Genomic DNA, 25,499 nt, shown 5'->3' on the forward strand with positions numbered 1-25,499 from the left:
GTGTCAGCGGTTTTCGGATCTGATGGACATCAGGAGGGCAACGCCTCGCTCGACGGCTTCCCTCTCTCCACTGCCCAACGTGGCATCTGGTTCGCGCAACACCTACTCGGCGATGTGCCGCTGACGATCGCCCAGTACCTCGACGTCCAAGGCGACTTCGACCCCGAGACCTTCGCCGACGCCGGCGCAGAGGCCGCCCGCGAGATCGGTACCGGCATGCTGCGGCTCTACGAGATCGACGGGGAGCCGCTGCAGGTCATCGACGACACCCTCCACGATCGCGCCACGATCATCGACCTGCGCGGTGAGGACGACCCCGAAGCGGCCGCGATCGAGTGGATCCGCGCCGAGTGGGTGGCGCCCCTCGACATGCTCCGCGACCGGCTCATCGTGTGCGCTGTCCTCCGTGTCGCCGAGCAGCGTCATTTCATCTACACCCGCATCCACCACATCGCCCTCGACGGCTTCGGTGCGATGACCTTCAGCAACCGCACCGCCGAGCGCTATACCGCGGTGGTCGAAGGCCGCGACCCCAAGCCCTTCGGGGTGAGCGCGTTGCCCGACATCGTCGAGGACGAAGCCCGCTACCGCTCGTCCACCCGGTTCGACTCCGACCGCAACCACTGGGCCGAGCGCATCCGTAACCTCCCGCACCCCATCAGTCTCGCCGGACGCGGGGCTCCCGTCGGGTCGCATCCGGTGCGGTGGAGTGCACCGTTGCCCGACCGCGTGGCCGAGGCCGTCGACCGGCTACTCGTAGAACACGAACACACCACGTTCGCGACGGTGGTCGTCGCGGCGTTCGGGGCGTTCCTGTCGCGGGTGACCGGCGAACGCGAAGTGGTGCTGAGCCTGCCCGTCTCTGCGCGGACCACCGCGAAACTGCGTCGCTCCGGTGGCATGGTCTCCAATGTCGTCCCGATCCGGATGACAGTGGGACCGGACGACACCGCCGCCGACCTCATGCGCCGCGTGCAACTCGAACTGACCGGGGCGTTGCGTCACCAGCGGTACCGGCACGAGGACATGCGCCGCGACACGGGGTACGGCAGCGCCGACCGTGGATTCTTCGGGCCGGCCGTGAACGTCATGATGTTCCAGGGGCAGGTCCGCCTCGGCGATGCGATCGGCAAGCTGCACGTGCTCAGCACCGGGCCAGTCGAGGACCTCTCGCTCAACATCTATCCGAGCGACGCCGACGACCCGGCACACCTCGATCTCGAGGCCAACCCGAACCTGTATTCGCGGGCGGAGTTGCGTTCGCACCACGCACGGTTCGTGGAATTCCTCGACGGCTTCGTGTCGACCTCCGGGCCGGTGGGCGCACTCGATGTGCTGCACGACGACGAACGCGCCGAACTCGTCCCCGCGCACGGGCCGTCCGCGCGGCCGGTGCGGTTGCTGCGCGACCTGCTGGCCGACGGTCTCGCGTGCAATCCCGACGGGCCCGCGATCATCGACGGTGTCAGGACCCTGACGTACCGCGAGCTCGATGAACGCGCCGACCTCCTTGCCGGGGTGCTGAGCGCCGCGGGTGCCGGGCCGGAGGAATTCGTCGCGCTGAGCATGGACCGCAGTGCCGAGGCCATCATCGCGATGTGGGCGGTGGCGAAGACCGGGGCCGCGTTCGTGCCGATCGATCCAGCGCTGCCCACCGAACGCGTCGCCTACATGGTGCGTGATTCCGGTGTGCAGCTGGGACTTACGGTGCGCGCGCGGATCGACGAGATGCCGGAGGGGCCGCGCTGGATCGCGGTCGACGATCCGATCATAGTCGATCCGTCGGTCGCGTCGTTCGCTCTGCCTTCGCTGCGTCCCGACCACGCGGCCTACATGATCTACACATCCGGGTCGACGGGAACACCGAAGGGCGTCGTCGTCAGTCACACCGGCCTCGCGACATTTGCGGCGGACGCTCGTCCGGAGCTGGGTCTGACGTCGCAGTCCCGGATGCTGCGGTTCTCGTCGGCGAGTTTCGATGCGTCGATCTTCGAGATGCTGCAGGCGTTCAGCGCAGGCGCCGCGATGGTCGTGGCTCCGGCCGACGTCCTCGGCGGCGGCGACCTCGCGGAGGTGTTGCGACGTCACCGCGTCACGCACATCGTGTCGGCGCCGACGGTGCTCACCACCGTCGACCCCACGGGCCTCGACGATCTCGAGGCCGTCGTGGTGGGTGGCGACCTGTGCACCCCCGACCTCGTCGCCCGTTTCGGCGACACCTGCCGCTTCGTCAACAGCTACGGGCCCACCGAGACCACGATCGTCGTCACCGCAGGCGACCCCCTGACGGTCGGTGCACCGATCACGATCGGAAGCCCGATCGACGGGGTCACGGCCGTCGTCCTCGACCGCAGGCTCCGGCCGGTCCCCGTCGGATTCGTCGGCGAGCTCTACATCGGCGGCGCCGGGCTCGCGCGCGGCTACCTGAATCGTCCGGGGCAGACGGCGGATCGGTTCGTGGCGAACCCGTTCGATCCCGGCACTCGCCTGTATCGCACAGGGGACGAGGTGCGCTGGACCGCCGACCACGCCCTCGATTTCGTGGGACGCTCCGACTTCCAGGTCAAGATCCGCGGTTTCCGCATCGAACTCGGCGAAATCGATGCGGCGCTGCTCGCGCTCGACGGCGTGGACTACGCGGCCACCGTCGTCCACGACACGGGTCATTCCGTCGTTCCCGTCTCGTACGTGGTGATGGAAACCGGTGCGGTGTTCGACGCCGAGGCGCTGATTCGCGGCGTGGAACGCACCCTGCCGTCGCACATGGTGCCTGCGTCCGTCGTCGAACTCGACGACGTGCCCGTCACACTCGCCGGCAAACTCGATCGCGCCGCGTTGCCCGCGCCGCGGTTCGCGTCGGCAGAATTCCGTGCTCCCGTCACCGACACAGAACGCCTGCTGGCAGAGGTTGCGCAGGGACTGCTCGACGTCGACCGCGTCGGCGCCGACGATTCGCTGTTCGCGCTCGGCGCCGACAGCATCGTCGCGATGCAGTTCGCGGCCCGCGCGAAGGACGTCGGTCTGTACATCACTGCGCGACAGATATTCGAGCACAAGACGATTGCGGCACTCGCCAGAGTTGCGTCCGCTGTGTCCGAAGACTCGGTCCTCAGTGAACTCGACGGTGGCGGTGTGGGTCCGGTGCCACTCACCCCGATCGTGCACGAGATGCTCGGCCGCGGCGACTATTCGACGTTCGCCCAGGCCGTTCTGGTGACGACCCCGGTCGATCTGACCCACGATCAGCTGACCGCCGCGGTCACCGCCGTGGTGGCGCAGCATCCCATCTTGCGCTCGACCTTCACCGGCGACACGTGGCAGGTCTCGGCGGAGATCCCCGACGGCGCGGTCGCGTTCGAGCGGATCACCGTTCCGGACGCCGCGTCGATCGGCGATCTCGTCGCCACCGAATGCGACTCGGCTGCACAGCGTCTCGACCCTGCTGCGGGCGTGATGTTGCAGTGCGTGTGGATCGACGCCGCAGAGGGGCACGGCCGGCTGCTGCTCGTGGCGCACCACCTCGTTGTCGACGGTGTGTCGTGGCGCGTGCTGCTGCCGGACCTCGCGCAGGCGTGGATGCAGGCCGCCGCGAATATCGACACTGTGCCGGGCGAAGCGGTGCCGGCCGAGGTCGGCACGTCCTACCGCCGGTGGGCGCACGCACTGCACTCCGATGCCCGCGACGGCGTACACGCCGATGAACTCGGATTCTGGCAGCACACCCTCGGGGCTGTGACGCCACTTCCCGGCATCGGCGCGCTCGACCCGCAGATCGACACACTCGCGACCACCGAGCGCGTGCGCGTGGAACTCGATCCCGCGACCACCGCCGCGGTACTCACACGGCTGCCCGACGTGTTCGGTTCGGGTACCGTCGACGGGCTCATCGCCGCGCTCGCGCTTGCCTTGGCGAAGTACGACCGCGCGGTGCCGATCATGCTCGAAGGTCACGGCCGAGATCACGAGGGCGCCGACCTCGCGCGTACCGTCGGCTGGTTCACGAGCATCTATCCGGTTCGTCCCGCGGTTCCCGAGTCCGTCGACCTCGACGATGCGTTCGCGGGCGGCCCCGCCGCGGGCGCAGTACTCAAGGCCGTCAAGGAAGATCTTGCCGCCGTCCCGAATCACGGTGCGGGATACGGCATCCTCCGCCATCTCGACGACGAGGCCCGCCCCGTCCTCGCAGCGCTCGGTGTCCCGCAGATCGGGTTCAACTATCTCGGGCGCCTGACTTCCGGGCACATTCCCGAGGAAATCCGCGACATCGGATGGGTGCCCGCGGAGATCGACCTCGACCCGACGCGCACCTCACAACTCGCGGTATCCGCGGCCGTCGACATCAACGCCATGGTGGTGGACGGACCCGACGGGCCCCACCTGACCGCGACCTTGGCGTACGCGCCGCGGGTGGTTCCGGCCGAGTTCGCCGCCGACCTCGCGACACGCTGGCGCGCGGCCCTCGAAGCCCTCGCTGCACATGTCGATCGCCCCGACGCGGGCGGTCTCACTCCCTCCGACGTGCCGCTGGTGTCGGTGGGGCAGAGTCAGATCGAGCGGTGGGAATCCGAATACTCCGGCGTGAAGGACATCTGGCCGCTACCGCCACTGCAGTCGGGTCTGCTGTTCCACTCGCAGCTCGCCGCCGGGTCGCTCGACGTCTACGTCGCCCAGCTCACCCTGAAGCTCACCGGCAGGATCGACGCGGCGCGGCTGCGAGCCTCGATCGAGACTGTGGTCGCCCGGCACGCAAACCTGCGCACCGTGTTCGTCCACGATGACACCGGGGTGCCCGCCCAGATCGTGCTCGACCGCGTCGACGTTCCGTGGCGCGAGGTCTCGGTGGATCCGGATGATCTTGCAGGAGTGCTCGATTCGGAGCGTACGTCACCGTTCGACACGGCACGCCCGCCGCTGCTGCGGGCCGTTGTGGTGCGTACCGGTGCAGACGCGGTGCTGGTGCTGACCAATCACCACCTCATCCTCGACGGCTGGTCGATGCCGCTGCTCGTGCGGGAAGTGCTCTCCTGCTACGTCTCACCCGACGCGCTCGTCGAACCCGTGCCCTACCGCGACTACCTGCAGTGGTGGAGCGTCCAGGATCGCGACCGGTCGCTGCAGGCCTGGGGCGACGCACTGTCCGGGCTCACCGACCCCACACTCGTCGCGCCGCACGCCGGGGAAGTGCTCGACGCGAACCCCGAGCAGATCGACGTCGAACTGCCCGCGTGGCTGCGCACGAGCCTCGTCGACCGCCGCGACACCGATGTCACCGTCAACACTCTGGTGCAGACGGCATGGGCGCTCGTTCTCGGGCGCATCCTCAGCCGCGACGACGTCGTGTTCGGTGCCACCGTGTCGGGGCGCCCCGCCGAACTGCCCGGTGTCGAACACATGCTCGGGTTGTTCATCAACACCCTCCCCGTGCGAGTCCGGCTCGACGAGTCCGCCACCGTCGTCGACCTGCTCCGACGCGTGCAGGACGACCAGGTCGCGATGCTCGAACATCACCACATCGGGCTCAGCGAGATCCAGGACCGCGTCGGCGCCGGAACCCTCTTCGACACGTTGACCGTCTTCGAGTCGTACCCCGTCGACCGTGCCGGATTCGACGAGACCACCGATCTCGCCGGGATGCACGTGACGGACATCGACGCCCGCGACGCCACGCACTACCCGATCACCGTGATGGCGATCCTCGAACCCACCCTGCGGTTGAGCGTGCGTTTCCGCACCGACCTGTTCGACCGCGCCACCGTGGAGCGGATCGTGCAGCGATTGCTCGGCGTGCTCGAAACTTTCGTTGCGCATCCCGACACACACGTCCGCGACGTCGAGGTGTTCGTACCCGGCGAACTCGACGTCATCGCGAATTTCGAGCGCGGCGAGAACGTGGCGCTGCCCACGAAGACCCTTCCCGATCTGCTCGGCGAGCGGGCGACACGTACACCCGACGACACCGCGGTCGTCGTCGACGGCGGCGGCGCATCGAGCTACGGATCGTTCGCGGGACGCGTGAATCGGGTCGCGCGGTCGCTGATCGCCGACGGGATCGGCCCCGGCGACCTCGTGGCCGTCGCGATGCCGCGGTCGCTCGAGCAGCTCGTCGCGATCCACGCCGTCGTCACCGCCGGCGCGGCGTATGTGCCCATCGATCCGGACCAGCCCGCGCAGCGCACCGCGCATGTACTCGACACGGCACGGCCCGCACGTGTGCTCGATGCGCTGCCCGACGCTCTGTCGTTCTCCGACAGTGCGGTCATGGATACCGATCGTCGTAGGCCTCTGCGCTCCGACGACCTCGCATACGTGCTGTTCACCTCCGGCTCCACCGGGCGTCCCAAGGGTGTCGCGATCTCGCACCGCAGCATCGTCAATCGGCTGCAGTGGATGCAAGGCCGGTACCCGCTGACCGGCGATGACGTCGTCCTACAGAAGACGCCGGCGACGTTCGACGTCTCCGTGTGGGAGCTGTTCTGGCCGTTGCTGACCGGCGCTACCGTGGTACTCGCGACCCCGGACGGGCACCGCGACCCTCGCTACCTGTCGCGGACGATCGACGAACATCACGTCACCACAGTGCATTTCGTCCCGTCGATGCTGGATGTCTTTCTGGCGGAATGGCCCGATGTCTTCGTCGCGGAGGGCGATGTGTCGCGGTGCGCGGATGTGCGGCAGATCTTCACCAGTGGTGAGGCGCTGACCGCGGCGAGCGTGTCGCGGGTGGCGGAGACTCTCGGCGTGCCCGTGCACAACCTGTACGGACCGACCGAGGCGGCCGTGGATGTCACCGTGCACGAGACGGTGCCCGGCGAGACTCCGGTGCCCATCGGTACACCCGTATGGAATACGTCGGTGCGGGTCCTCGACGGGCACCTGCGCCCCGCGCCCATCGGGGTCGAAGGCGAGCTCTATCTCGGTGGTGTGCAGCTCGCGCGCGGCTACTACGGTGCAGCGCGACTGACAGCGGAACGATTCGTCGCCGACCCTGCAGGAGATGGTCGGTTGTACCGTACGGGCGACCTGGTGCGGTGGCGTGCCGACGGCGCGCTCGAATACGTCGGACGCAGCGACTTCCAGGTCAAGTTGCGCGGCCAGCGCATCGAACTCGGCGAGATCGAAGCCGTACTGCTCGAGCACGAGACCGTGACCCAGGCCGTCGTCGTGCTGCACCGCGACGACACCGCCGGCGAACATCTCGTCGCGTACCTGGTCGGCGACAGTGGAACAGGGCACGGCGATGCGGCCCTCGCGCACGCCGAGTCGCGCCTCCCGCGACACATGGTCCCGACCCTCGCCGTGTCCCTCGACGCGATGCCGGTCACCGCAAACGGCAAGCTCGACCGGAACGCTCTGCCGGAACCCGAGTTCGGGTCCGCCGAACATGTGGCACCGGCGTCGGGCACCGAACACCTCGTCGCCGGAGTGATCGCCGAACTCGTCGGCCACGACCGAATCGGAGCCACGACCAGCTTCTTCGACCTCGGCGGCAACTCGCTCACCGCGACCCGCCTCCTCGCCCGCCTCGACGACCACTTCGGCACGCGCCTGCAGGTCCGCGACCTGTTCGACAATCCCACGGTCACCGGACTCGCCCGGATCATCGACGGCCGCCGCGGCGACCGGCGACCGCAGCTGACCGCGCAACCGCGCCCCGAGCGCATCCCGCTGTCGCCCGCACAGGCGCGCATGTGGTTCGTCAACCGCTTCGACCCCACCTCCGGCGCCTACAACGTCGCGGTCGCACTGCGACTCACCGGCGCGCTCGACGAGGAGGCGCTGCGTGCCGCCGTCATCGACATCGTCGGACGCCACGAGACGCTGCGCACCCGCTACCCGGACTCCGGCGACGGCCCGTACCAGCAGGTTCTGCCCGTCGCCGAGGCCGGCCGGGCTCCGACGATCGAGCCGCTCGACGGCCCGCTCGAGGAGCGGCTGCGCACGGTGGTGGGACGCGGCTTCGACGTCACCGTAGCGCCGCCCGTCGCGTTGACGGTGCTGCGGGAGAGCAGCGCTGAGGGTGCACTCATCGACAGTCATGTGCTCGTGCTGGTGGTGCATCACATCGCCATCGACGGCTGGTCCATGCAGGCCCTCGCCCGCGACCTCGTCGCTGCGTACGGAACCCGCGTTCTCGGCAACGCTCCCACCTGGGAGCCGCTGCCCATCCAGTACGCCGACTTCGCGATGTGGCAGAACGATCTGCTCGGCAGCGTCGACGAGCGCGATTCGCTCGGTGCCCGTCAGCTCGACTTCTGGCGCGAAACCCTCGCCGGTGCACCCGAGGTGTCCGACGTCCCCACCGACCGTCGCCGTCCGGCGGTCCCGTCGTTCCGCGGCGGCACTGTCTCGGCCGAACTCGACCCTCGGCTGTACTCGCGGCTCGAGGAGCTCGCACGAGACAGCGGGACCTCGCTGTTCATGGTGCTGCACGCCGCCCTCGCGGTGCTGCTGGCCCGGCTGAGCAGCACCGACGACGTCACCATCGGCACGCCGGTCGCGGGTCGTGGGCAGTCGAACCTCGACGACGTCATCGGCATGTTCGTGAACACACTTCCGCTGCGCGTGACGGTGAGAACCGGCGAGTCGTTCGACGATGTGCTCGCGCGGGTCCGCGATACGGACCTGGCCGCCTACGCGCATTCCGACCTGCCGTTCGAACGGCTCGTCGACGCACTCGGTGCATCCCGGGCCACCTCACACAACCCGGTGTTCCAGACCGTCCTCGCGCTCGAGGTGCCACGCCCGACTTCCGTGTCGCTGCCCGGTCTCGAAATCGATGTTCTGCCCGTCGATTTCGGTATCGCCAAGTTCGATCTCGAGTTCGCGGTCACCGAACACGACGACCACGCGACCGTCGCGTTGACGTTCGCGCGCGACCTGTTCGACGACCGCACCGCCGCCGCGATGCTCGAGCGATATGTGCGAATGCTCTCCGGCGCCGCGACCGATCCGTCGGCGGCAGTGGGCGACATCGACATACTGTCGGACGACGAACGTGTCGCGGTGGTGCGTGCGCCGGAGAACGCCCCGTACCGGTCGCTGCCAGACCTCTTCGCCGACGCCGCATCCGACCCCGAGGCTCTCGCGCTCGTCTCCGGCTCCGTGTCCGTGACCTACGGCGAACTGGATCGACGCTCGAACATCTTGGCCCGCAACCTCAGCGACGCCGGGGCAGTACCCGGATCGGTCGTCGCGGTGGCGGTGCCGCGGTCGGTGGACTCGGTGATCGCGCTGTGGGCCGTCGCCAAGACCGGCGCCACGTTCCTGCCCGTCGACCCCGGCTATCCCGCCGCGCGTATCGAACACATGCTCACCGACTCCGGTGCGCGCCTGGGTGTGGCCGCCACGGCGCTGCCCGGCGACGTCACCTGGGTGTCGCCGCCTTCCGGTGGCGAGGATCGGCCGATCACCGGTCGCGTGCCGTGCCCGGACGAGGCCGCCTACCTCATCTACACTTCCGGGTCGACGGGCGTCCCCAAGGGCGTCGTCGTCACACACCGCGGACTCGCCGCATTCGTCGCCGAACAGCAGCGCCACTACCGGCTACAGCCCGGCGACCGGGTCGCGGCGTTCGCGTCGCCGAGTTTCGATGCGTCGCTGCTCGAGATCTTCATGGCCGTCGGCGGGCGAGCCACACTCCAGCTCGTCCCGACCGATGTGTACGGCGGCGCCGAACTCGAGGAACACCTCGCGTCGGTGACACACCTGTTCCTCACCCCGGCTGCCCTCGCGACCCTGAACCCCGAACGGCTCGAACAGATCAGAGTGGTCGTCGTCGGCGGTGAGGCATGTGAGCCCTCGCTCGTCGCACGCTGGTCGCCGGGCCGCGAGATGTTCAACGCCTACGGCCCGACCGAGTCGACCATCATGGCGACCCACTTCGGCCCGATGACGACCGACGAGCCCGTACGGATCGGCCGGCCCGTGATCGGCACCGGCGCGATGGTGCTCGATGCGCGCCTGCGCCCCGTTCCCGCCGGGGTCCCGGGCGAGCTGTACGTGTACGGCGCCGGACTGGCCCGCGGATACCACGCTCAGGCGGCGCTCACCGCCTCACGATTCGTCGCGAACCCGCTGCACGGCGGGCTCATGTACCGCACCGGCGACCTCGTCCGCTGGGTCGACGGCCACCTCGACTACCTGGGGCGCACCGACTTCCAGGTGAAGGTGCGCGGTCACCGGATCGAACTGTCGGAGATCGACGCGGTGCTCGCCGGCCACCCGGGTGTCGATGCAGCGGTGACCGTGTCGCACGAGGCGACCGGCACGGTCGTGTCGTACGTGACCGGCCGGGTCGATCCGGCCGAGCTGTCCGTGCACGCCGCGCAGGTGCTGCCCGCGTACATGGTGCCGTCGTCGATCACCGTCGTCGACGCTTTCCCCCGCACCGGCGCCGGCAAGATCGACACCCGCGCGCTACCGGAACCTGTCTTTGCCGCAACCGAATTCGTCGAACCGAGCGGCACGGATGAAAAGCGAGTGGCCGACGTGTTCGCCGAGATACTCGGCCTCGACCGAGTGGGTGCGCACGACGACTTCTTCGGGCTCGGTGGCAACTCGCTGTCGGCGACGCGGGTCATCGCCAGACTCGATTCGTCGCTCGGGGTACGTGCGCTGTTCGAGAACCCGACGGTCGCGGCGCTGGCCGTGGCGGTCCGCGGCAGCGTGTCGGGGGACCGTCCTGCACTGGTCGTGGGTCCGCGACCCGAGCGCATCCCGCTCTCGCCCGCGCAGCAGCGGATGTGGTTGATCAACCGGTTCGACCCCGCATCGCCGGTCTACAACATCCCCGTTGCGGTGCGCCTGTCCGGGCACCTCGATGTCGACGCACTTCAGGCGGCGGTCGACGACCTCGTGCAGCGGCACGAGACCCTCCGCTCGCTGTTCCCGGCGACCGAGACCCACCCACACCAGGTGGTGGTCGACGCCGCACCGCTCGATCTCACCCCGCGTGCCGTCACCGCCGACATGCTGTACGACGAGATCGTCGCCGTTGCCGGCCGCGGATTCGACGTCACCGTCGAGACCCCCGTCCGCGGCGCGCTGTTCCGGCTCTCGGACGACGAGCATGTGCTCGTCGTCGTGGTCCACCACATCGCCGCCGACGGCGCCTCGACAGTGCCCCTCGCCCGCGACATCCTCGTCGCCTACCAGGCACGATTGTCCGGATCGGAACCCATGTGGGCGCCGCTCGCCGTGCAGTACGCCGATTACGCGATGTGGCAACGCGCACTGCTGGGGGATCACTCGGATCCCGCGTCGATCGCGGCGCGTCAGCTGGCGTACTGGACAGAGACGCTCGCCGACGCGCCGGCGGTGCTCGATCTGCCCGCCGACCGCCCGCGACCGGCCGTCGCCTCACAGCGCGGCGCCCGCACCGACTTCCACATCGATGCCCACACCGTGCGCACCCTCGACGACCTTGCCCGCCGCCACGGCGCGACCCGCTTCATGGTTCTGCACGCGGCGCTCGCCGTGCTGCTCGGCCGGCTCGGATCCACCGACGACGTCAGCGTGGGCACGCCCATCGCCGGTCGCGGAGAAGCTGCGCTCGACGATCTTGTCGGCATGTTCGTCAACACCCTCGTCCTGCGCACCCGGATCGATCCTGGCTCCGGATTCGCCGCGCTGCTCGAGCAGGTCCGCGACACCGACCTCGCCGCCTTCGGGCACGCCGACGTGCCGTTCGAAGAGATCGTCGACGCGGTCGACCCCGTCCGCTCGCAGGCACACGCACCGTTGTTCCAGGTGTCGCTGTCGCTGCAGAACCAGGGCACCGGTGTCCTCGAACTGCCCGGTCTGATGGTCGAACCGCTCGACTCCGGTATCGACGTCGCCAAGGTGGATCTGGAATTCACCCTTCGTGACCACGATGGCGGACTCGCTGCGTCGCTCACCTACGCGACCGATCTGTTCGACTCCACGACAGCCGCGACCCTCACCGCGCGGTGGGTGCGACTGCTCCACGCGATCGCGACCGACCCGGCGCTCACGGTGGGCGATCTTCCTGTACTCGACGACGCCGAGACCACCCGCGCCCTTGCCCACGTGGTGCCCGCGGCGCTGCCTCCCCGCACACTGCCCGATATCTTCGCTGCCGGCGTCGCCGCGAATCCCGACGGGATCGCCGCCACCGACGGCACCCGGCACCTCACCTACACCGAACTCGACTGCGCGTCCACCAAGCTCGCCCACAAGCTGCTCGACCACGGTGTGCGGCCGGAAACGGTGGTGGCACTGTCGTTCCCCCGGTCGATCGACGCGCTCGTCGCGTTGTGGGCGGTGGTGAAGACCGGTGCGGTGTTCGTACCGATCGACCCGGCGTTGCCGACGGCACGCATCGAATACCTGCTGTCGGATTCGGCTGCCAGCGTGGGGATCGGCTCCGGCCCGTCCGACGTGCCGTGGCTCTCCATCGACGCCGACGACCATCCCGATACACCACTCGCGCCGTCGATCACCCCATCGTCCGCGGCGTACATGATCTACACGTCGGGCTCCACCGGCACCCCGAAGGGCGTCGTCGTCACGCACCGAGGTCTGGCCGCGTTCACCGCAGAACACCGACCGGAACTCGGCCTGGACAAGACCTCGCGGATGCTGCGGTTCTCGTCGTCGAGCTTCGATGCATCGGTGTTCGAGCAGATCGCCGCGTTCTCGGTGGGCGCCACCATGGTGGTCGCGCACCCGGAGATCGTCGGCGGCGCCGAGCTCACCGACCTGCTGCGACGCGAGCGCGTCACCCACATCCTCACCGCACCCGCGGCGCTCGGCACCCTCACCGCCGGCGACTTTCCCGATCTCGACGCTGTGGTCGTGGGCGGCGACGTGTGCCCGCCCGAGCTCGTCGAGCGATTCGGCCCGACCTGCCGGTTCTTCAACAGCTACGGTCCCACCGAGACCACCATCATCATCACTGCCACAGAAGCGCTGACGCCGGGCGGCGACATCACCATCGGCACGCCCATCGAGGGTTCCGGTGCCGTGGTGCTCGACAACCGGCTCGGGCCCGTAGCGGACGGTGTCATCGGTGAGCTGTACCTGTCGGGAGCCGGTCTCGCCCGCGGCTACCACCACCGGCCCGCCCAGACCGCGTCCCGATTCGTCGCGAATCCGTTCACCGGCGACCTCATGTATCGCACCGGCGACCTCGTGCGACGCACCGCCACCGGCGAACTCGACTTCGTCGGCCGCAGCGACGCGCAGGTTCAGGTCCGTGGTCTGCGGATCGAACTCGGGGAGATCGAAGCCGCCCTCACCCGCGGCGACGATGTCGCGCAGGCCGTCGTCGTCGTGCATTCCGACCCGCACACCGGCGATCGGATCATCGGCTACGCCGTGCCCGCGGAGGGGGCCGATGTCGATCCGCAGCAGATCCGCGACCGGATCGCAGACGAACTCCCGGCGTACATGGTGCCCGCGCAGATCCTCGTCCTCGATGCGCTGCCGATCACCGCGCACGGCAAGCTCGACCGGAATGCCCTGCCCGTCCCCGGATACGAGGCGCGTGCATTCCGGGCGCCCGCGAGCCCCGTGGAGCAGGTCGTCGCCGGGGTCTACGCCGACCTGCTCGGCACCGACCGGGTAGGCCTCGACGACGACTTCTTCGAACTCGGTGGCAACTCGCTCAGCGCCACCCAGCTGGCCGCGCGACTCGGCGTTGCCCTCGACACCACCCTCCCCGTGCGGGCCGTGTTCGAGAACCCGACGGTGAGTGCGCTCGCCGCAGTGGTGGCGGGCAGCGCTGGGGAGGGCGCGCAACCGTCGCTGGTGAAATATGACCGGCCCGAACGTATCCCGCTGTCGCTCGCGCAGCAGCGGATGTGGTTCCTCAACCGGTTCGACCCCGATTCGACGGCGTACAACCTGCCGATGGCCCTGCACGTGCGCGGCGACCTCGACGTCGACGCATTGCGGGCCGCGATCACACATGTCGTGGAACGCCACGAAACCCTGCGTACCGTCTACCCCGAGACGGCGGACGGTCCGCAGCAGCTCATCCTTCCGGTGGAGCAGGCGGTCCCCGAGTTGGATATCGCACGCCCCGGCGAGGATTCGCTGTTCGCTGCCGTGGTCGACTTCGTCGTGCAACCGTTCGACGTCACCGCCGCGGTACCTCTGCGGACACGACTGTTCGAACGCGCCGACGGTGACCACATCTTCGCGATGGTGGTGCACCACATCGGCGCCGACGGCTCGTCGATGGCGCCGTTCGTCCGCGATCTTCTCGTCGCCTACAGCGCGGCAGCCGCAGGGGACGCGCCTGCGTGGAACCCGCTCGACGTCCAATACGCCGATTACACCCTGTGGCAGCGGCACGTACTCGGCGACGAAGCAGACCCCGATTCGGTGATGACCCGGCAGCTCGACTTCTGGCGCCGCACGCTGGACGGCCTGCCCGACCTGCTGCAATTACCTGCCGATCGCCCGCGTCCGGCAGCGCAGTCGTACGAGGGCGCCCAAATCGAGTTCTCGATCGACGCGGCACTGCATGCGCGTCTCGTCGAGCTCGCCCGCGCCCACCACGCGACACCGTTCATGGTGGTGCACGCCGCCCTCGCCGTGCTCCTGTCTCGCCTGTCGGGTACCGACGACATCGCGGTGGGCACCCCCATCGCGGGTCGCGGTGAGTCCGCGCTCGACGATCTCGTCGGCATGTTCGTCAACACCCTCGTGCTGCGCGCCGATGTGCGGGCGGACTCGTCGTTCACCGACCTGCTCGCTGCGGTCCGGGAGAGCGATCTGCAGGCGTTCGCCCACGCCGACGTCCCGTTCGAACGGCTCGTCGAAGTGTTGGATCCGCCGCGCTCGACCGCGCGGCATCCGCTCTTCCAGGTCGGATTCTCGTTCCAGAATGTGACCCCGACGTCCATCGAGCTGCCGGGTCTGAGCATTGCCCCCGTCGAACTCGAGCACCGCACATCGCAGTTCGATCTGCACTGGATCGTCCAGGACGAGTACGACGAGACGGGCGCCGCGGCCGGCATGTCGGGATTCGTCACCTACGCTTCCGCGCTGTTCGACGAGGCCGGCGTGACCGTCTTCGCCGACCGGTTCGTACGTCTGCTCGAAGCCCTCGTCGCGAATCCGGCCGCTGCGGTGGGCGACCTGCAGATCATTGCCGACACCGAACGTCGTCGGATCATCCACGACTTCAACGACTCCGACCACAAGGCTGCGCCGGCTACGTTGGTGTCACTGTTCGACGCGCAGGTCGCGGCCACCCCCGACGCACTCGCCCTCGACGCACCGGGCACGCGGCTGACCTACGCCGAATTCGACGCGCGCGTCAACCGGCTGGCCCGTCGCCTCATCGCCGCGGGTGTCGGGCCTGAGGCCGTCGTGGCGCTCGGCATGCGTCGCTCCGTCGAACTCGTCGTGGGCATGTATGCGGTCGCGAAGGCCGGCGGCGCCTACCTGCCGCTCGACCCGGACCAACCCGCCGACCGCACCGCCTACATCCTCGACACCGCAGCACCCGTCTGCGTGCTCACCGCCGACGACACGTTCGACACCGGAACACACCCGGTGCTGCACGTCGACGAACCCAGCGACCTTCCCGCGACACCCGTCGCCGACAACGAACGTGTCGCGCCACTGCGACCCGACCACACCGCCTACGTGATCTTCACATCGGGGTCCACAGGCCGTCCCAAAGGTGTCGCGGTGTCGCACTCCGCGATCGTCAACCAATTGCAGTGGAAGCGTGAACAATTTGCGCTCGGCGCCGGCGACGCCGTGCTGCTCGCCACCGCGGCCACGTTCGACCTGTCGGTGTGGCAGTTCTGGTCTGCGCTCGTCTCCGGGGCGCGGCTCGTCATCGCCGAACCCGACGGCCACCGCGACCCCGCCTACCTTGCGGCACTGATGCACGACTCCGCGGTGACGACCCTGCACGCAGTTCCGTCGATGCTCGAAGCACTGACAGCGCAAGGTGAGCTACCCGCATCGTTGCGTCGTGTGCTCGCGATCGGTGAGGCCCTGCCGCCCGATCTCGCGCAGCGCATCCGCAGCACAGCACCCGAGCCGACCCTGTCGAACCTGTACGGCCCCACCGAAGCCGCCGTGTCGGTGACCTGCCACGACGTCACGGACGACGACACCGCCACCGTGTCGATCGGCGGACCCGAATGGAACACGCGCCTGTACGTCCTGGACGAGCGATTCCAGGTGGTACCGGTCGGAGTGCCGGGTGAGCTGTACCTCGCGGGCGCACAGCTGGCGCGCGGCTACATCGGACGCGCCGATCTGACCGCGGACCGCTTCGTCGCGAATCCGTTCACCCCGGGAACGCGGATGTACCGTACCGGCGACCTCGTGACCTGGACCGACAAGGGAACCCTCGAGTATCTGGGCCGCACCGACTTCCAGGTGAAGATGCGCGGGTTCCGTATCGAACTCGGGGAGATCGAGACCGCGCTGCGCAACGAGAGCACCGTGGCCCAGGCCGTGGTCGTCGCCCACCGCGATCCGCGGCTCGGCGAGCAACTCGTGGCATACGTCGTGGGAGACCGGACCCTCGACACGGATGTCCTGAGGAAGGCGCTGAGCTCTCGACTTCCGAGCTACATGGTGCCGTCGGCCTGGGTGGTGCTCGACGCGCTGCCGCTCAACGTCAACGGCAAGGTCGACCGGCGTGCGCTGCCCGCGCCGGCCTTCGACACGAGACCGTTCCGGACGCCATCCACACCCGTCGAACAGATCGTCGCCGGCGTGTACAGCGACGTACTCGAACTCGACCGCGTGGGCGTCGACGACGACTTCTTCGCGCTCGGCGGCAACTCGCTGAGCGCGACCCGGGTCACCGCACGTCTGGGTGCCGAACTGGGCACCACCGTCCCGGTGCGGGTGCTGTTCGAGCACCCGACGGTCGAAAACCTCGCCGTCGCAGTACTGGAACAGACCGCGGGTGGAGAACGACTCCCTCTCGTGGCGGGGGAACGCCCCGAACGGGTGCCGTTGTCGCCGGCACAGCAACGGATGTGGTTCCTCAACCGGTTCGTTCCGGACTCGGCCGCCTACAACATCCCGATCGCGGTGCGCCTGTCCGGCGCCGTCGAGGTCGATGCGCTCGACGCGGCGGTCGCCGACCTGATCGGCCGCCACGAAATCTTGCGGACCGTCTACCCCGAGGTCGACGGCACCGGGCACCAGCAGGTCCTGGCGCCGCGCGAGGCGACCCTCGATCTCACCCCGGTTCCGGCGTCCGACGACGACATGATCTCTCTGGCAACCGAATTCATCGCGCGTGCGTTCGACGTGGCCCGTGACGTCCCGGTGCGGGCACGGCTGTTCCACCTCGGTGGCGACGAATACGTGTTGGTCTTCGTGGTTCACCACATTTCGGGCGACGGATACTCGATGGCGCCGCTGATGCGCGACGTGATGGTCGCGTACACCGCCCGCGCTGCGGGTGAGCGCCCGGCGTGGACGCCGCTCACGGTGCAGTACGCCGAGTACGCGCTCTGGCAGCGCGCACTGCTCGGTTCGGTGGACGATCCGGCGAGCGTGGTGTCGCGGCAGATCGCCTACTGGTCCGAGACACTGGCCGGAGCGCCCGCGGAACTCGACCTGCCCACCGACCGCCCGCGTCCCGCGGTCCGCTCGCAGCGGGGCGCGCGACACACCGTCGCGATCGACCGCGACCTGCGCGACCGGCTCGACGAACTTGCCCGAGCGCATCATTCGACCTTGTTCATGGTGATCCACGCGGCGTTCGCGGTGTTGCTGTCCACACTGTCGGGCAGCCGCGACCTCACCGTCGGCACGCCCGTCGCAGGACGTGGTGAGGCGGCACTCGACGACCTGATCGGGATGTTCGTCAACACGCTCGTATTGCGCACCGACGTAGACCCGGACCGGTCGTTCAGCGAGTTCCTCGACTCCGTCCGCACCGCCGACCTCGCCGCGTTCGCACACGCCGACGTGCCGTTCGAAAGCCTCGTCGACGTCCTCGCGCCCACCCGGTCGCAATCGCGGACTCCGCTGTTCGAGGTCATGCTCGTCCTGCAGAACATGCAGCACACCGCGTTCGAACTCGACGATGTACGGATGAGTGCCCTCGACGTCGACTTCGCCGAAGCCCGCTTCGACCTGCAGCTCACGATGGGCGAAACCTACGACGACGTAGGCGACATCACCGGTATGGTCGCAGAATTCACCTACGCGACAGCCTTGTTCGATTCCTCCACCATCGCGACGATGGCCGAGCGCTTCGAACGCGTCCTGCGGACCGTGGTGGACGAGCCCGAACGCCGAGTCTCGACCATCGACGTGCTCGAGCCCGCCGAACGCGCGGAACTGCTCACCACCTGGAACGGCACCGCGCCGCAGGGGACCCTCGCGGACCTGTTCGACGCGCAGGTCCAGCGGACCCCCGACGCGATCGCAGTAGTGACCGACGAGGTCACCCTCACCTACCGCGAGTTCGATGCGCGCGTGAACCGGCTGGCGCGTCACCTGATCTCCCTGGGCGTCGGACCCGAGACCCACGTCGCGTTGGCGATGGCACGGTCGCTGCACCAGCTGGTCGCGATGTACGCGATCGTCAAGGCCGGAGGCGCCTACGTCCCGATCGACCCGGATCTGCCCGACGAGCGCAACGAGTACGTCCTCGAGATGGCCGCACCGGTTCTCCTCCTCACGTCCTCAGACGAGACGCTCACCGCGCGCAGCGACGTCCCGGTGCTGCGCGTCGACACCGTCGAACTGACGGATCTGGCCGACACGATCGTGACCGATGCGGAGCGGATCGGTGCGCTGCGTCCGGAGAACACCGCATGGGTGATCTTCACGTCCGGCTCCACCGGCAGGCCCAAGGGTGTGTCGATTCCGCACGGGCAGGCCGCTGTCGCGATCGACTGGCGTCAGCAACGGTACCGACTCGGGGTCGGCGACACCGTCCTCCAGAAGACCGCGTTCACATTCGACGCGTCGGGTCGCGAATTCTGGTGGCCGCTCACCGCCGGTGCACGCCTCGTCGTCGCCTCCCCGGACGGACACCGCGACCCGTCCTACCTCGCCGCGGCGATCGAAGAACACGGTGTCACCTCAGCATATTTCGTTCCGTCGGTGCTCAGCGAGGTCGTGGCGGTCGCACGCGAGGGGCAGCTGGACTCGCTGCGTCAGGTGTACTGCTCGGGTGAGGTCCTGACTCCGCGCCTCGCGCAGGCCGTGCATGCGGCAAGCGGGGCCGAGGTGTCCAACGAATACGGACCGACCGAGTTCACGCTCTCGATCACCTGTCACGTCGCGTCCGACACGGGCGTGCCGTCGCTGCCCATCGGCGTTCCGCAAGGCGACGCGGGCGCGTACGTCCTCGATGCCAGACTGCAGCCCGTTCCGCGCGGCACCGCAGGCGAGTTGTATCTCGCGGGACAGCAACTCGGTCGCGGCTACGTGTCGCGGTCGGAGTTGACCGCCGAGCGTTTCGTCGCAGACCCTCACGGACCCACCGGAACCCGCATGTACCGCACGGGCGACCTCGTGCGGTGGAACAGTGCCGGCGAACTCGAATACGTGGGCCGCACCGACTTCCAGGTCAAGCTACGCGGTCTGCGTATCGAACTCGGCGAAGTGGAAGCCGCGTTCGGTGCGCACCCCGCGGTGCGTCAGGTCGTCGTGGTGCTGAGGAAGGATCTCCACGTCGGCGACAGCCTCGTCGCGTACCTCGTCGCGCACGAGGACGCCGCGCTCGACGTCGACGACGTGAAGAATGCAGTGGCACAGCGTGTCCCGTCGTACATGGTGCCCTCGACCGTGATGGTGCTCGACCGGATGCCGCTCAATCCTTCGGGCAAGGTCGACCGCAGGGCGCTGCCCGATCCCGTGTTCGAAGAACGCGAATTCCGCGCACCCGTGACGCATGTCGAGCAGACCGTCGCGTCCGTGTTCGCCGACGTCCTCGGCGTCGAACGTGTCGGGCTGGACGACGACTTCTTCGCGATCGGCGGCAACTCCCTCGTCGCGACCCGCATCGCCGCCCGCATCGGAGCTGCACTGCACACCGCTGTGCCAGTTCGTGCGATCTTCGAAGCACCCACGGTGGCGGGCCTGGCCGCCGAGGTGTTCCGGTACGGATCTGCCGACCGCCCGGCCCTCGTACCGCAAGAACGCCCCGAGCGGATCCCGTTGTCGCTTGCGCAACAGCGGATGTGGTTCCTCAACCGATTCGATCCCGAATCCGCGACCTACAACATCCCCGCGGCGATCAGACTCACAGGCGACCTGGACGTCGACGCGCTACGCGGCGCCGTCGGCGATCTCGTTGCACGCCAAGAGATCCTGCGAACCGTCTACCCCGAGATCGACGGTGCCGGAGTGCAGGTCATCAGGGCGTTCTCCGAGGTCACCCTCGATCTCATCGAGGAGGACGTCGAACCCGGTAGGGCGATCGAGGTCGTCACCGGCGTCATCCGGTCGGGGTTCGACGTGACCGCGGACGTACCGATACGTGCACGTCTTCTTCGTGTCGGCGAGCGCGAGTTCGTTCTCGTCGTCGTCGTGCACCACATCGCTGCCGACGGCTTCTCGATCGGGCCGATGCTGCGCGACGTGATGGTCGCGTACGCGGCCAGATCGACGGGGGACGCCCCTGGCTGGGCGTCGCTCGACGTGCAGTACGCCGACTACAGCCTCTGGCAACGCGACATACTCGGCTCCGAAGAGGACCCGACGAGCGTGATCTCGCAGCAGATCGACTACTGGACGGGCGCCCTCGACGAGGTCCCCGACGTCCTCGAACTACCGGCAGATCGTGCACGACCCGCCGTGGCCTCCTACCGCGGCGCCACCCACCGCATGCAGCTCGACGCCTCGACGCATCGAAACCTGCTCGCTCTGGCCCGTTCACGGAACGCGACACTGTTCATGGTGCTGCACAGCGCCCTGAGCGCCGAACTCGCGTGGCTGAGCGCCACCGACGACATCGCGATAGGCACCCCCGTCGCCGGCCGCGGCGATCAGGCGCTCGACGACCTGATCGGCATGTTCGTCAACACCCTCGTGCTCCGCACCCGGGTCGACCCCGACGAGCCGTTCTCGGCGTTGCTGTCGCGCTCCCGCGACATCGCCCTCGGCGCCTTCGCGCACGCAGACGTGCCGTTCGAGCGACTCGTCGAGGTACTCGACCCGCCGCGGTCGCAGGCGCGGAACCCACTGTTCCAGGTGATGCTCACCCTCCAGAACATGGAGCGCAGCCACTTCGAACTCGGCGACGTCCGGATCGAGGCGATCGATGCGGATCTCGGCGAGGCCAAGGTCGACCTGCAGATCACCGTGTTCGAACGGTTCGACGACGACGGCGCACCCGCCGGCATCGATGCGGCGTGGACGTATGCGACCGACCTGTTCGACGACACGACCGTCGTCTCGTTCGCGGAGCGCTTCACACGGTTGCTGAGTGCGGTCGTCGCGGATCCGGACCTGCGGATTGCTGCGCTACCGTTGCTCGACGCCGCCGAGCGGGCCCGAGTTCTGGCGTTCGGTGTGGGGCCGGAACTCGTTGTAGACAAAGGAATCATCGGCGCGAATTCCGAGGCGACCGCAGTCACCTCGGCCGACGTATCGTTGACCCGCGGTGAATTCGACGAACGTGTCGCGAGGCTGGCTCGTGAACTGATCGCACGCGGCGTCGGGCCGGAGACGCGTGTCGCGGTGTACATGGAGCGCAGCGTCGACCTGCTCGTCGCCGTCCACGCGATCCTGCAGGCCGGTGGAGCGTATGTTCCGCTCGACCCCGATCACCCGGCCGAGCGCATCGCTCACATCATCGAGACCTCGAAGCCTGTTCTCGCGCTGGTCCGCTCCTCGACAGCGACACTGCCGGTCCCGATGCTCGACGTCGCCTCGGTTGATGCGTCGAACGGTAGGTCGCCGATCTCCGACGACGAGCGGCTCGCGCCGCTGCGCCCCGGCCACACCGCGTACGTGCTGTTCACGTCGGGATCGACGGGCCGGCCCAAGGGTGTCGCCGTGATACACCGCGCGCTGAACACTCAGCTCGATTGGATGCAGCACACTCTCGGTCTGAACGGCGACGACGTGTTCCTGTGGAAGACGCCCGTGACCTTCGACGCATCGGTGTGGGAGCTACTGCTGCCCATGCGCCTCGGCGCGCGCCTCGTCGTCGCCGCCCCCGATGGCCACGCCGATCCGGCGTACCTCGCATCGGTGATCGCCGAGGAGAAGGCGACGGTCGCTCAGTTCGTGCCGTCGGTGCTCGATCTCGTCCTCGACGAGGATCCCGGATCGTCGCTGCAGCATGTGTTCTCGGGTGGTGAGGTACTCCGGGCCACGACTGCGGAACGGGTCTGCGATGTGCTCGGCGCACAGATCCACAACCTGTACGGACCGACGGAAACCACGATCCAGGTCGCCCATCGTGCGGGGTCATCCGCTGTGGGGCAGAGTGTCCCGATCGGCACACCGGTCGCGGGGACGACGTTGCTGGTGCTCGACACTCGGTTGCAGCCTGTTCCGGTCGGCGTGCGCGGCGAACTCTATGTCGCGGGAGTGCAGGTTGCCCGCGGCTACGAGAACGCCGCCGGTCAGACGGCGTCGCGCTTCGTCGCCGACCCTTATTCGACGAGCGGCACACGGATGTACCGCACGGGCGATGTCGTGCGCTGGACGTCGGCGGGGGAACTCGAATACCTGGGCCGCGGCGACCAGCAGATCAAGCTGCGTGGCCTGCGCATCGAGATCGGCGAGATCGAGACGGTGCTCCAGGCGATGGCCACCGTCGTCGCGGCTGCAGTCGCAGTGGTGTCGGATCGGCTCGTCGGCTACGTCGTACCCGCTGCCGGTGCGCGAGTGGACCTCGAGTCCGTTCGTCAGGCCGCGGCAGAGCAGTTGCCGTCGTACATGATTCCCGACGTCGTCGTCGCACTCGATGCGATGCCGCTCAACACCTCCGGCAAGCTCGACCGCAGGGCGCTTCCTGAACCGGAGGTCGAGGCGCGGGAGTTCCGGGCGCCGGCGACGCCGACCGAAGAGATCGTGGCGTCGATCTTCGGCGCAGTGCTGGGTGTCGAGCGGGTCGGTCGCGACGACGAGTTCTTCGCGCTCGGCGGTAACTCTCTCAACGCGACCCGAGTTGCGTCGCGGGTCGGTGCGGCAGTGGATGCCCGGGTTCCGGTGCGACTGCTGTTCGAGTTGCCGACGGTGACTGCACTCGCCGCCGCAGTCGACGAGCTTGCAGGTTCCGGTGGTGTGATTCCCCTCGAGCCGCAACCTCGGGTGGGGCAGATTCCGTTGTCGCTGGCGCAGACTCGGATGTGGTTCCTCAACCGATTCGATCCGGCGTCGGCGGCCTACAACATCCCGATGGCCATCCGCCTGTCCGGTTCTCTCGACGTGACAGCGTTGCAGGCGGCCGTATCGGACATCATTGCCCGGCACGAGGTTCTGCGAACCGTCTATCCCGAGAACGACGGTGTCGGAGTCCAGCAGATTCTGGACGCATCAGAGGTTTTCCTCGACCTGGCTCCGGAGGCGGTCGGAGCGGACGAGGTCGTCGATGCGGTGACCGGTGTCGTGGGTGCCGGGTTCGATGTGACGATCGAGGTTCCGCTGCGCGCTCGGCTGTTCGAAGTGGGGGAGTCCGAGTATGTGATCGTTCTCGTCGTTCACCACATCGCCGGGGACGGGTTCTCCACAGGACCGATGGCACGGGACGTCATGACTGCCTACGCGGCGCGCGCGCAGGGTGGGTCGCCGCAATGGTCGCCGCTTCCCGTCCAGTACGCCGACTACACGCTCTGGCAGCGGACGATGCTCGGTACCGAAGACGATCCGTCGAGCGTGGTGTCGCAGCAGGTCACCTACTGGACGAAGACACTAGACGGTGTCCCGGATCAGATCGATCTGCCGGCCGACCGGCCGCGACCGATGGTGGCCACCTACCGCGGGGCCTCCCACGACTTCCGTATCGCACCATCGACGCGTCACGCACTGAACCGCCTGGCGCACGAGCACAATGCCACGACGTTCATGGTCGTCCACGCTGCACTGTCGGTGCTGCTGGCTCGCCTGAGCGGCACCAGCGACATCGCGATCGGCACACCTGTCGCAGGACGAGGACATGCCGAACTCGACGACCTCATCGGCATGTTCGTCAACACCCTCGTGCTTCGCACCGACATCGACGGTGGACGTTCCTTCTCGGAGATTCTCGAGCAGGTCCGCGACACGGACCTCGCCGGGTTCGCGCATGCAGACGTGCCGTTCGAGCGTCTGGTCGAGATCCTCGACCCGCCCCGCTCGCAGGCCCGCAACCCGCTCTTCCAGGTGATGCTCGCCTTCGAACACGAGAGTGCGACGGCCTTCGAGCTGGATGATCTGTCGGTGTCGGCGCTGGACGTCGGCGAGATGCCGGTCAAGTTCGACCTGCAGGTCACCATGGTGGAATCAGCCGAATCGGACGGATTGGGCGTGCGATTCCACTATGCAACCGACCTGTTCGACCCCGCGACGATCGTCGAATTCGCCGATCGGTTCGTGCGGTTGCTCGACGAGTTGGCCGCCGGATCCCAGGTTGCCGTCGGCGACCTGGACCTGCTCACCGCCCCCGAACGTGCGCGAGTGGTTGCCGCCCAGACCGGTACCGGACAAGCGATTACGGCAGGAATGCTCCTCGAGCGGTTCGAGGCACAGGTCGCGCAGACCCCGAACGCCACCGCAGTGCGCGCGGGAGCAGTGGAGCTGACATACACGGAGCTCGACGACCGGGTGAATCACCTTGCGCGCGAACTCATCGCCCGCGGTGTCGGCCCGGAATCGAACGTCGCGGTGTTCATGTCGCGCTCCGTCGACATGCTGATAGCGGTCTATGCGGTCCTCGCGGCCGGGGGCGCATACGTGCCACTCGACCCCGAACATCCCGTCGATCGGACGGAGTACGTGCTGCAGGCCGCAGCGCCCGTGCTTGTCCTCACCACCGTCGGTGAACGATCCACGGTGTCCGACAGCATCCCGACGGTGCTCGTCGACGACATAGACCTGTCCACGCATGCCGGCACCGCGATCACCGATGCCGACCGCCTATCACCGTTGCGTCCGGAGAACACCGCCTACGTGATCTTCACGTCAGGGTCGACCGGGCGACCCAAGGGGGTCGCGGTCAGCCATTCTGCTGTGGTGAATCAGATTGCCTGGATCTCGGATCGATTCGGGATCTGCGCCGACGACACGGTCTTGTTGAAGACCCCGTTCACGTTCGACGTGTCGGTCTGGGAGTTGTTCGCGCCGTTGGCGAGCGGTGCACGGTTGGTCGTGGCCTCCGCGGACGGACATCGGGACCCGCAGTACCTGGCGGAGACGATCGACGAGCATGCGGTCAGCTTGGTGTCGTTCGTGCCGTCGATGCTCGATGTGTTCGTCGACCAGTTGAGCACCGATGCGTGCGGTTCGCTTCGAGCCGTGATGGTCGCGGGTGAGGCATTGGCGCCGACGACGGTGTCCCGGGTACAAACGGCGTTGCCGAATGCTTCGGTGCACAA

Annotated in this window: 1 protein-coding gene (only partly in view); it reads left to right on the forward strand. The window is 68.2% G+C overall.

Annotated features, from left to right (window positions below):
• On the forward strand, positions 1-25,499 hold the 5' portion of the coding sequence (locus tag ACZ46K_RS11195; protein ID WP_464748244.1) for a non-ribosomal peptide synthase/polyketide synthase. It continues 7,996 nt past the right edge of the window; 25,499 of the gene's 33,495 nt are visible here — the first part of the coding sequence; the start codon lies at positions 1-3; the stop codon falls past the right edge of the window.

Source organism: Rhodococcus sp. JCM 9793, assembly GCF_055380405.1.